Below are 11,844 nucleotides of genomic sequence, written 5' to 3'. Positions count from 1 at the left end.
CTGTTTATTTAAACAATACTGATTAAACAATTGAATTTACACAAAGCAATTCCCAACTTGTTACCAGATTCAACCTGGTGACGAGGGTGATAACTGTTCACTGATTTACTTGTGGGCGATTCAATTTTTTAGTCTGATAATATTAATCGAACTCACGTTAAATAAACAGAAATGTTTCTTAGAAGCAGGCGCACTGGTGGCACACCAGGAGCTACGAATGAAAGAAACAAAGCAAATCTTCTTCCCTTCTGCCCTCTGCCCTGTACCCTCTTTCTTAACAGAGGGATTATAACAACCCTCGTCTGCCATTGGGACGTACCGTCATCCAATTCGTTTTGGCTAGTGCTAGTTGTTCTTCAGAAATTTTCGCACCAGTCAAATTAGCGCCACACAAATTAGCTCCCCGCAGGTTGGCGTTTTGCAGATAGGCATAGCTGAGATCCGCGCCTCGTAAGTCTGCTCCTTCTAAATCAGCATTATTCAGGTAAGCTTTGGTTAAATTACTATCTCTAAGATTCGCTCGATTGAGACTAGCTCTGCCAAAATCGCTATTGTGGAGATTAGCTCCTTGGAGGTTGACTCTTTGCAGTTGAGAAGAATGGAAATTTGTTTCTGATAAATTGGCACCTTGCAAATTGAGCAAATTTAAATTATGTAGGGCAAAATCTCGTCTCCCTTTTAGATAAGCTGCAATCAAATTTTGGCTATCTAATTGGCGCATAGCCTGAGCTTTTTGACCTTGAGAACTACTACAACTGCTAGCCAAAGTCGTTGATTTTGTGGTTAGCGTTCGTTGTCGTGTTCCCCCTGCATGGGTAACACCAGCACCTTCTGTGATTTTAGCCCGTCTTGCTCGAATTGCTGCTGCTACCTGTGCCACACTCATGCCAGAGACACCGGAAGGATTGCTGCTATAAATACCAGAATCTTCTAAACGCTGAACTGTTCGTTCTTTAACACCGCCGCTTGGTTGAGAAACCAAACTTTTCGACAAACTCTCTAAATACGGTTCTAGTTCTAATGCTCTGAGTACTTCTTCGGCTGTTTGGTAGCGATTGCGTACAGAGACTTCCAGCATTTTCCGCAACACGTCTGCTAGATGGTCACTCACATGTACGTGATGTTCCCATATAATTTCGCCTGTGGTGGGGTTATATTCCAAATCTTTAGGAGATTTGCTGGTTAGTAGATAAACACATGTAATCCCCAAGGCGTAGATATCACTGGCGTAGACTGGACGCATTGCCATTTGCTCGGGAGGCGCAAAACCAGGAGTGCCAATTGCATATGCAGTTAATGCTGTGTGTTCTGAGTAGTTCACCACAGCTTGTCTGACTTGGTTGGTAACAGCACCAAAGTCTATGAGGACTAATCTACTATCTTGAGCGCGGCGAATTATATTGGCAGGTTTGATATCACGATGTATTACCTTGCGTTCGTGTATATATTCCAGTAATGGCAGGATCTCACTCAAAAATTGCTTCACTGCTGCTTCAGTGAATACTCCTATGTGTTTAACCTCTTGCTGTATGGTGGAGCCGCTAATATATTCCTGAACCAAATAGAATTGTTCGCGCTCTTCAAAGTAATCTAGCAAGCGTGGTACTTGCGGATGATTGCCAATCTTGCCTAAAGTCACAGCTTCTCTTTCAAACAACTCCCGTGCCATTTGTAGAACGTGGGGTGCGGTTCCTGATGGACGTAATTGCTTGATTACGCAACTCGGTTCGCCTGGTAAGGCTTCATCATTGGCTAAAAAGGTTGCTCCAAAACCACCTTGACCTAGAGCTTTTACTACCCGGTAGCGCGAACGTAACAGCAATCGCGAGCCACAAGACTGACACCTCTCGCTATACGCCAAGTTTTCTGGATTGGGACAGTTAGGATTTACGCAGTAGCTCATGCACTGTCAACTCGCTGCACGAAGATTCACGGGGAGTGTTACACTCACTCCGATCTCAATTATTTAGATCAAAAGCTACTTTCACCAGGTAATTTTTGCTGGAAATCCTTTGAAGAGTTGCTAAAGCTAGGCTAAGCTGAGATGAAGCAATAGTAGACTTACGTAATTTTATTAAAAGCGGCGGGAAACACTATCCCCTCGTGGGTGGGGAGGAAAATCGTCCCACCGCTTTGGTAATGGGTAATGGGTAATTGGTAATTGGCCCATTACCCAAGATCAAGCATCTGTTGCCCCAGGCAGATTATGTAACCAATTAAACTTTTATTAAGTGCATACATGAATATATGTTCAAGTATATTAATATTTTGACGAGAGGACATAAAGGAGAAAGCAATGACTACCGTAACCCAAATGAAATGTGCCTGTGAATCTTGCCTATGCATCGTTTCTATTGAAGATGCGATTCAAAAAGATAGTAAATACTACTGCTGTGAAGCCTGTGCTGACGGCCATAAAACGACGAAAGGCTGTGGTCACAGTGGTTGTGGCTGTTAGTTAGCTGTTATTCCTGCTTATATAAACTTCAACCCCGCCCACTAGTGGGCGGGGTTGCTATTTTTACAGTTGAGACATTACATCCCTAGCTGCTTCTAACGTTCTGTCAATATCTTCCTCTGTGTGAGCAAAAGAAGTGAATCCAGCTTCAAATTGTGATGGTGCCAAGTAAATACCATGCTCTAACATACCGCGATGGAAACGAGCAAATTTAGCCAGATCAGATTTCTTGGCATCTTCGTAGTTATGAACGGGACCAGCAGTAAAGAACAAACCAAACATAGCACTGATGGAACCGCCGCAAGCTGGATGACCAGTTTCTTGAGCAATTTGCAACAAACCGTTTGCCAACTTCTTGGTAATCTTATCTAAGTACTCGTAAGTACCAGATTTTTGTAGTAATTCCAGGGTCTTAATACCCGCAGTCATGGCCAAGGGATTACCAGAAAGAGTCCCTGCTTGATACATCGGGCCAGCAGGGGCTACCATTGACATGATATCCCGACGGCCACCATAGGCTCCTACGGGTAAACCACCACCGATAACTTTGCCTAAGGTTGTCAGATCAGGGGTAATACCAAACTTTTCTTGAGCGCCACCGTAGGCGATACGGAAACCTGTCATTACCTCGTCAAATACCAATAAAGCACCGTGTTCGTGGGTAAGTTCCCGTAATCCTTCTAAGAATCCAGCATCGGGAGGAATGAACCCAGCATTACCTACCACTGGTTCTAGAATGATTCCAGCGATTTGATCACGGTTTTCTTCAAACAAAGCTTTGACGGCTTCCAAATCATTGAAAGGTGCAGTTAGAGTATTACTTGTTACCGATTTGGGAACGCCAGGAGAGTCTGGTAAACCCAGGGTAGCAACACCGGAACCTGCTTTTACCAGAAACATATCAGCATGACCGTGGTAGCAACCCTCAAATTTGATGACTTTTTCCCGTCCAGTGAAAGCCCGCATTAATCGCAATACTGCCATACAAGCTTCAGTGCCGGAGTTAACAAATCTTACCATTTCAATGCTAGGAACAGCATCGATCACCATTTCTGCTAAGACATTTTCCAGTACGCAAGGCGCACCAAAACTAGTGCCTTTTTCTAGGGCTTCATGCAGCGCTGCAATCACTTCTGGGTGAGCATGACCACAAATAGCTGGTCCCCAAGTACCTACGTAGTCGATGTATTGATTGCCATCTACATCCCAAATGTATGCGCCTTTAACATGATCAAAAACTATCGGTTGTCCTCCCACAGATTTGAAGGCGCGAACTGGAGAGTTTACCCCTCCTGGCATGAGGTTTTGAGCAGCAGCGAAGATTTCTTGTGATTTTGTTGTTTTAATTGTTGTATTTACCAAGGTTCTCTCCTAAACGGTGGGAAATAATAAAGGTCTGTCTTGGGATAGGGGTTAAGTCTTCTCAGAACTTATATCGTATAAAGTTATCCGAACCAAGAAAATAACAATATGTTATACAAGTCCAACCAAGACTTGCCTGTGGAGATTCGCACTCGCTTATCCGAGGCATACCAGGATATTTACCGGGCGGCTTATAACTCGGCTATTCATTGGTATGGTGAAGCTACAAAGGCTCATCAGGTCGCTTTAAGTGCTGTTAAGATGCAGTCTGCTATGCATAAGAGTTATGTTGTCTAAGGCTGACTAGAAAATATTTTCCGGCGCAAAATGCCAGTTGCCCTCTTTAGAATGGTATCGTGAACCCATGAATCATTCTCGCTTTTTTTCAAGCAGCTGGTATGTTTTTTTCTGCAAGCAATCCCCAACACCAAGTTATCCCTGTTGATCAAATTCGCTACGATTCGCACGGTCTTGTCCCGGCAATTGTCCAAGACTATCTAGATGGTACTGTTTTGATGATGGCGTGGATGAATCGGGAGTCATTACAAAAGACCTTAGAAACAGGAGAAACTTGGTTTTGGAGTCGTTCCCGTCAGGAGTTATGGCACAAGGGAGGAACTTCTGGCCACGTTCAGAAGGTGCAAAGTCTTCGTTACGACTGTGACAGTGATGCACTATTAATTGGAGTTGAGCAGGTGGGAGAGATTGCCTGTCATACTGGTGAACGCAGTTGTTTTCATCAGGTAGAAGGGAAAATCACTCCACCACCTGCTGATACTTTGTCACAATTATTTGCTGTAATTTGCGATCGCCGTGATTATCCTCAGGAAAGTTCATACACTTGTAAACTATTGGCAGGTGGCGATAACAAGATTTTGAAAAAAATTGGCGAGGAAAGCGCAGAGGTCGTCATGGCGTTTAAGGATAATGATGACGATGCGATCGCAGCAGAGGTTGCAGATTTGTTTTACCATACCCTGGTCGCTCTTGCTCACCATCAAGTTGACTTGAAATCTGTGTATCGTAAATTACAGGAGCGTCGTCGTTAATCAGTGAACAGTTATCAGTGAACAGTGAACAATAACTGATAACTGATAACTGATTACGTGGCTCACATTTTGTCAGAGAACTATGACTAAAAACTAATTATCAAAATAAACAAATCTAATCTTTTTGTAATTCTTATTATTCTATGAAATTTTCCTCACTGATTCCACAGAGTTTCCACAGGCTATTTCCTAGTTTTCCACAGAGACTCGACGATGGTATGGGCTTCCTAACTCTTGCCTGGGGATTGTTTATTCACAACTGCTGAAGATATATAAGACTGAGTTTCTATTAAGAAGTATTACAAAAAATACTTAAAAGCCCTATAATTTCGTAAGTATATTTTTTTCATAAACTTGTTCTTAACATTTCGCAGCATTGACAACCCTACCCCCTTTTGCCGCAAAATGATGCGGCTTACCTTTTTAATCTGCTCTGAATGTCTGTGTGAAATGACCATTGACCGTGCCAATTTTAGATTTTGGATTTTGCGAAAAGTTTGTAGACGCGAAGCGTCCCGGAGGGAACCTCAAAGCTTTTCAAGACGGATTTTGGATTACTTAATCCAAAATCGCAAATCTTAAATCCAAAATTGCTTGACTTGACTACAGAATTATTGGACAGGCAAAGGACTACACACTCTCATCCTGTGGCTCTAACTCAAAGCAAGATTTCCTAGTCAATGGACACTGCCAAGGAGAAAAACCTCATGAATACAACTGTCAGCATTTTTACAGAAATTCCTGAAACACTACATGAGTCTCTCAAAACCTACTTAGAAAAGCATCCTGATTGGGATCAAAACCGAGTATTAACGGCAGCGCTGTCGTTGTTTTTACTCCAAAATGGGGATAGCGATCGCCGCGCTGCTCGTGTATATTTAGAAACTTTGTTTCATCACTGCTAAGTAGAAATATCTTTGACTAAATTATGCCTAAAAGCTAATTTAGTAGACAGCTTGGTCATGGGTGCTTCAATTAAGTAGTGCTATAAATGGATTATGCTCTTTAGGTCACATTTTACACATGGTAATCCAAATAGCTAATTTTTCGTGAACAGAAGCGGCCATTGGTTTAGGGTAAGCATCAAAACCAAAAAATCAAGCAAAGCTGTATGAAATTTCAAGTAGTTGCTCTAGGTCGCAAAACTAGTGACAATTGTTAATAGTTGGTAGTTGTTTGTTGGTTGTGATTACAAACAACTACCAACTATCAACTATCAACTAACAACTAATGACTATTGTGGTTTGTCAGGCTGTTGAGATTGAGGAGGACATTCAAATTTGTAGCCAACACCACGTACAGTCTGAATTAATGCTGGCTGGCTAGCATCAACTTCTATTTTCTTGCGAATTTGACCTATGTGTACATCCACAACCCGTTGGTCGCCGACGTATTCATAATCCCACACTTCCTGGATTAGTTCAGCTCTTCGCCAAACTCGACCTGGATGACTAGCCAAAAAATGCAACAAGTCAAACTCTAAGGCGGTTAAGGGTACTGGTTCATGATTGAGCGTTACCTCTCGCCGCACCGGGTCAATCATCAACTTTTCAAAGATGAGGCGTTTTTGTTCTGCTGTGGTTACAACCCGCTGACGCCGCAAAATAGCTGCAACTCTGACTTCCAGTTCTCCCAGACCAAATGGCTTGGTGAGATAGTCATCAGCACCTTTGGAAAAGCCGCGAATCTTGTCAGCTTCATCTGCACGGCTAGTTAACATCAGAACAAAAACACCATTGCGGCTTTGCATTTCTTGGCAGAGGTTAAAGCCGATCACGTCTGGTAAATTAACATCCAAAATGACTAAATCTGGATTAAATTGCTCAAACAGAGCTAGAGCAGTTTTACCATCTTCAGCAGCCTCCACCTGATAGTTCTGCTTCATCAAAAAGCGTTGGATTAAATTCCGAACCGCAGGGTCGTCATCAACTACAAGAATCTTGGCGGGAGCCATGACCATCACTTTGCACAAAAAGTTATTAGGATAAACATACAGGTCGCGCTAAAAACGCATTTCCTGCTTAGGAGCAAATAAAATCTACAAGGTTAAGGCATAAATTTCCTGATAATCCAAATACTAGTTTAATCAGGATTTTCGACAACTAGAGTGCGAATATTATCATAATGCCACCCTGAAGTGTTTTAGGCTAATAGTTGTTAACCTTGGTTTATAGTTAAGTAGATGCTCTCACTTCAGCCACAAACCTAAGTCAAGTAAGATACTTTTGTATCGCACTTACTTAGTAATTTCAACGCTATTAATTTTAAATCTATATGCGGCTTTATGACACATGGGAATGTAAGGCTTCCTATTTAAAACTTTATCAAGGTACAGTCAACAACCAAATTTGAAATATAAAAGATATTTCTTTCATAAAAGAAAGGCTTTTAGGTATTTTTAACTTAAATTCTAGAGTAGAGCTTGAAATTGTGAACGACATGAGGGGATACACGGAGTTATGGCAATATGTTAAAGTGTCTATAGTTAAAACTACCAGGTCGATTCTGCTTACCCATGCTACTATCCAGGTATGATATATAAATCGACCGAAACATTGGTTTCGACCGACACAAAATCTCAAGTTATTTTTTCTGCAAATTAAAGACTGCTGCCGAGAAAGGCTAAAGTAATAAACTCACCATGAGCGAGCAAAGTCCCTACGAAAAACTTGGGGTATCTGAAGAAGCTAGCTTCGATGAAATTCAAGATGTTCGTAATCGCCTCTTGCAGCAATATAGCGGCGATAGCAAGCGTGTAGAAGTCATCGAAGCAGCTTACGATGCGATTTTGATGGATCGCTTGCGGATGCGCCAAGAAGGAAAGATTAAAGTACCTGAACGTATCCGATTTCCAGAACGCCTTGTACAAGCACCTCCGAAAGAAACTCCCGTCTCTCGCGAACAGTCGCCTGTCTGGCTGCAAAAGTTTCTAGATAAACCAACACCAGCCGATGTGCTTTTACCTGGTATTTGGTATCTGGGTTTAAGTGCTATAAGCGTATTTTATCCAGGTGGTAGCGATCAAATTTTATCGATGGCGTTAGTGGTTGGTGTAGGTATTAGTATTTACTTCATCAATCGCAAGGAAGGTAAGTTTGGTCGAGCAGTTTTATTTATCCTATTTGGTTTAATCACAGGTTTAATTGCCGGAGGAATGATTGCTAGTTGGGCAATACCACAAATACAGCAGTTTGTTAGTTTGACACCAAACCAATTTTCTACGGTAGTGACTTTTGTATTGTTGTGGTTAATTAGTAGTTTCCTTAAGTAATAGGTAATTGGTAATAGGTAATTGGTAATCGGCCCATTACCCATTACCCATTATCTATTACCAAGTTCTAGTGAGTTGTAACGCTGGCTCTAAAACTAAATCAACAGCTACACTGAAATCTTTAACAATAAAATCTGGCTGATAAAGTTTTAATTGTGCGCGATCGCGAATACCACTTTCCACTCCGATTGCCTTTATACCGTTCTTTTTGGCAGCAGTAATATCCGCTTCTGTGTCTCCTACCATCCATGTATCTGTAGCAGTTGGTAGTTCTTTTAATGCTCGTGCCATTAATAAGGGTTTATCATCAATGTCACGGGTTTTTACATAGTCATTACTCAGACAATAACAGCGATTTTCGGGGAAAAATTTACCTAAATCATACTGTTTAAAAGCATAATCTAGCTCCCAAACTCGGCGCATAGTCATCACCGCTAAATCGATGCCAGCTTGTTGAATTTTTAACAACGCATCCACAGCACCAACTGCTAGGCGATCGTACCGGAAATAAGGTTCTGTATGTACTGTTTTGCGACGCAGGCTAGAAAACTCTTGTGCTTGTAACTCATCTAAACCAGAAATCATACCGATTTGTGTTTCTGGCACGCGTTGGCGCTTCATTTGCCAAAATTCTGCTTTAGAAAGTTCTTGCACTTTTTGCCCCGGACGGCGGATTTCCTCTAAGCAGAACTGATATACGCGGTAATATCGTTCTGAGACATCCATAATTGGGCCGTCGAAGTCTGTAATAAGTCTTAACATTTTTTTGAAAAATAACATTAAAATTTACCTTCAGACTAGCCCAGATGTAGTGATGTTAGAGTTTTAAATATTTAATGAATGTGTTTAGAATTACTAATCAGATGGTTGTTGATTGTTAGTGGTTAGTGGTTAGTGGTGAGTCAGCGCGCCCCAAGGGGGGTCCCTCCCCCAACCCCAAAGGGGACCCCTAGCCCCCAATCCTCAACGCCAGGTGCTTTATGCCGGGAAACCCGTCCACCGCACTGGCTCCTCCCTGTCGGTCGTGGGGGCCGGTGAGTCCCCCATGAGCGACTGACGAACCCGTAGACACGTAGACGCGAAGCGGTGAGGGGGTCGCAGTCTTGGACGCCACGTGACGCCACGTGCTACAACTGTTGGAACCCCCAAGGGCGCAGTGGCTCCTTTATGCCGGCAGAAGAGTCCACCGCAGTGGCTGGGCTTTGGGTCACGTAGACGCGCTCATGGGCTTAAGGTAAGGGTATGCGAACCCCCGTAGACGGGCGAAGCCCGGCTTCAAGGTAGAGTACCCGGAGGGCTTAAGGCAGGGTAGTGGCTTAAGGTAAGGGTAGGGTTAGTGGGTAGAGACGCGATGTTCCTCGCGTCTGTACAATAGTGGTTAGTGGTTGGTTAGTACCAGCCGCAGTGAGTAATAGAATTTGATAACTGATAACTGATAACTGAACTACACTTCCCCTACTCCTTAGCCTCTAACAAGCTACCCCGTTTAATTTGTTCTCGTTCGATCGCTTCAAATAAAGCTTGAAAATTGCCTTCACCGAAACCTTGAGCTTGGCGACGGCGTTCTATAAATTCAAAGAAAAAAGTTGGCTGTCCAAATATAGGCTGGGTGAAAATTTGCAGTAATAAAGCATGGGGAGTCTTTTGGTTCCAGTCCACCAAAATTTCTTGTTGAGCGATCGCTTCTAGTTCTGCACTAGAAAGGGGAAATTCTGGACGTTCTTTAAGCTGTGAGTAATAGCTTTGGGGAACTGGGAGCAAGGATAAACCACAAGCACGAAATTGAGCGATCGCAGTTACAATATTCGCAGTTCGTAAAGCAATATGTTGAATTCCTGGGCCTCGATTAACATTTAGAAATTCCTGAATTTGAGAATTAGCTGAAGCGGGTTCATTAATAGGCAATTGGACATCGCCGTAGCGAGAAACCATCACTTGGCTATACAAAGACGAGTAATCGGTTTGAATTTTAAATGTCTGCTGGGGTTGAAAATCAAGAATTTTTTCATACCAAGTCACTGCACGCTCAAGATCACCCACTGCGACATTGAGGACAATGTGATCTATTGCAGTGATAGGGTGATGGGGTGAAATCTTCTCCCTATCTTCCCATTTTTCTATCAACGTATGTGTCAGAGAACCCCAAGCAGCTATTTTGCTCCACTTAATGTATCTGTCTCCTTGTTGATAGTGTTGGATGGGTTGTAAGACTTTAGCACTGTATGCTTGAGCGCGAGCGATCACAGCTTCTACATCTTCAATAACAAAAGCAACATCTGCTACACCGGGGGGATGGTGACGCAGAAAATCTGCCACTGGACTTGTAGATGACAGTGGTGAAGACAACAAAAAGCAAACTGAACCACTTTTGACTGCTTCTGTACAAGTGTGAAAACAACTCCCGTTGTTTGTATTTATAAAGGGGGTTAAAAGTGTCGAACTTTCAACCGCCTGAAAACCAAGATGACTGACAAACCAATCACGCCAAGCTTTGGCATCTTCCACGTAAAAGTGAACCCAATTAATTTTCATAAGCTAGGAGAATCCAGCACGACAGCCTATCTGTCTCGTTATTTTGCCTTTTTTGCTGGATTTTCTGGTCATTCCTAAGCAAGATTATTTGTTATTGGTCAATTGTCAATTCTCAATTGTCATTGGTTAGTGGTTAGTAGTTAGTAGTTATTCCACACTCCTCACACTCCTCACACTCCTCACACTCCTCACCACCCCATCTCCACTACTTCCACTAAACCTCATTACCTATCGCCAGCCGCACTCCCCAAAACAGAATTAAAGTTGCGATCGCTAGCCAGTCGCGTCTTTTGAGCCGTAAGTCGTGCCATTGGACTCGATGTTCATTAGGACTAGTAAAACCTCTGACCATCATGGCGTTTGCCATTTGTTCTGCTCTCAGTAGCAGGTTTTGCAAAAGTCTCTCTGCTACAAGCATCCAAACTTTAACTGCTCCTTTTAATCCTAATTTTTTCCAATTGATTGCTCTTGTCATAATCGAGCGAATTAAATTCTGTACTTCTTCTAGGACTAAAGGTATAAACCGTAACGATAAAGTCAACATTAATGTGATTTCAGTTACAGGTATATTAAATTTTTGCAGGGGTTGCATTAAGCTTTCAAGCGCAGCTGTAATTTCTTCCGGTGCGGTTGTTAGTAAGTATAAATTAGTACTATAAATAACAGTAAATAATATCGTACTTAGGCTGATTGCTAAATCTAAAGAACGACGAGTTACTTTTATTGCTCCTTTTTCAAACAGTACGTAACTATATTTTTGTCGCTCCTGAGTAGGTGAAGTTTCAATAGTTGGAGTTGGAGTAGTAGAAGTAGCAGGATTGGATTGCTCGGTTAAAATGAAATCGTTTTCTGGTAGGCGGGGTTGATAGCTTATACCCAAACCATCAGGGCTAATAGCAGCAATCACTAACACAAAAAAGCATAGCATTAATAACCAACCCATCTGCTGCTGCCAAACTCGCTTGGGAATTCTGGCGATTAAGGTAGCAATAATCAACAATACCACCAGTAATACCCGCCACAAGTTGTTAGCAAAAACGTAGGTAGTCAGAAAGCTCATCAACCAAAAAAACTTGATGCGCGGATCGAGTTTGTGTAACCAAGTTTGTGGTTGTTCTAGATAAAGGCCTATTGGTAGCGATCGCAGTAAATCCATTGTGAAATTATGAATG

11 protein-coding genes are annotated in these 11,844 nt (G+C 42.4%); 5 read left to right on the top strand and 6 right to left on the bottom strand.

Features of this window, described 5'->3' with window-relative positions:
- Positions 1-286: 286 nt before the first annotated feature.
- Positions 287-1,903 (bottom strand): serine/threonine-protein kinase, encoded by a 1,617-nt coding sequence (locus tag UYI_RS0104805; RefSeq protein ID WP_026085740.1) that lies wholly within the window; start codon positions 1,901-1,903, stop codon positions 287-289.
- 393 nt (positions 1,904-2,296) lie between these two features.
- On the opposite strand from UYI_RS0104805, the gene UYI_RS34520 reads away from it, so the two are divergent.
- Entirely contained in the window at positions 2,297-2,458 is a 162-nt protein-coding gene (locus UYI_RS34520) for a metallothionein (RefSeq protein ID WP_071588812.1), read from the top strand.
- 63 nt (positions 2,459-2,521) lie between these two features.
- Here UYI_RS34520 and hemL read toward each other — a convergent pair whose 3' ends face one another.
- The gene (hemL, locus tag UYI_RS0104800; RefSeq protein ID WP_016865538.1) at positions 2,522-3,820 is read right to left on the bottom strand and encodes a glutamate-1-semialdehyde 2,1-aminomutase; all 1,299 of its coding nucleotides are present in this window, start codon (positions 3,818-3,820) and stop codon (positions 2,522-2,524) included.
- Positions 3,821-3,928: 108 nt separating this feature from the next.
- On the opposite strand from hemL, the gene UYI_RS0104795 reads away from it, so the two are divergent.
- The 3 genes from UYI_RS0104795 (at position 3,929) to UYI_RS0104785 (ending at position 5,774) form a co-directional block, all read left to right on the top strand.
- The gene (locus UYI_RS0104795; protein ID WP_016865537.1) at positions 3,929-4,117 is read left to right on the top strand and encodes a ChaB family protein; all 189 of its coding nucleotides are present in this window, start codon (positions 3,929-3,931) and stop codon (positions 4,115-4,117) included.
- A 101-nt stretch (positions 4,118-4,218) separates the two neighbouring features.
- Positions 4,219-4,869, top strand: coding sequence for a bifunctional phosphoribosyl-AMP cyclohydrolase/phosphoribosyl-ATP diphosphatase HisIE (hisIE, locus tag UYI_RS0104790; RefSeq protein ID WP_016865536.1), 651 nt, complete (start codon positions 4,219-4,221; stop codon positions 4,867-4,869).
- 707 nt (positions 4,870-5,576) lie between these two features.
- Positions 5,577-5,774, top strand: coding sequence for a DUF2811 domain-containing protein (locus tag UYI_RS0104785; protein ID WP_016865535.1), 198 nt, complete (start codon positions 5,577-5,579; stop codon positions 5,772-5,774).
- Positions 5,775-6,103: 329 nt separating this feature from the next.
- On the opposite strand, the gene UYI_RS0104780 is transcribed toward UYI_RS0104785, so the two are convergent.
- Complete coding sequence (locus UYI_RS0104780) at positions 6,104-6,823, bottom strand: response regulator transcription factor (protein WP_016865534.1); 720 nt, start codon at positions 6,821-6,823, stop codon at positions 6,104-6,106.
- A gap of 687 nt (positions 6,824-7,510) precedes the next feature.
- On the opposite strand from UYI_RS0104780, the gene UYI_RS0104775 reads away from it, so the two are divergent.
- Positions 7,511-8,140, top strand: a complete 630-nt coding sequence (locus tag UYI_RS0104775) for a CPP1-like family protein (RefSeq protein ID WP_016865533.1) — start codon at positions 7,511-7,513, stop codon at positions 8,138-8,140.
- A 57-nt stretch (positions 8,141-8,197) separates the two neighbouring features.
- On the opposite strand, the gene UYI_RS0104770 is transcribed toward UYI_RS0104775, so the two are convergent.
- The 3 genes from UYI_RS0104770 to UYI_RS0104760 all read right to left on the bottom strand — a co-directional run bounded on the left by UYI_RS0104770 (position 8,198) and on the right by UYI_RS0104760 (position 11,828).
- The gene (locus UYI_RS0104770) at positions 8,198-8,902 is read right to left on the bottom strand and encodes an HAD family hydrolase (protein WP_026085739.1); all 705 of its coding nucleotides are present in this window, start codon (positions 8,900-8,902) and stop codon (positions 8,198-8,200) included.
- A gap of 693 nt (positions 8,903-9,595) precedes the next feature.
- On the bottom strand, positions 9,596-10,672 hold the full coding sequence (gene hppD, locus UYI_RS0104765) for a 4-hydroxyphenylpyruvate dioxygenase (RefSeq protein WP_016865531.1): 1,077 nt from the start codon (positions 10,670-10,672) through the stop codon (positions 9,596-9,598).
- Positions 10,673-10,886: 214 nt separating this feature from the next.
- Entirely contained in the window at positions 10,887-11,828 is a 942-nt protein-coding gene (locus UYI_RS0104760) for an energy-coupling factor transporter transmembrane component T family protein (RefSeq protein ID WP_016865530.1), read from the bottom strand.
- Positions 11,829-11,844: the final 16 nt, after the last annotated feature.

The sequence above is a fragment of the Fischerella muscicola PCC 7414 genome, from assembly GCF_000317205.1.
Taxonomy (GTDB): domain Bacteria; phylum Cyanobacteriota; class Cyanobacteriia; order Cyanobacteriales; family Nostocaceae; genus Fischerella; species Fischerella muscicola.
This window is presented reverse-complemented; position numbering and strand designations above follow the sequence as displayed.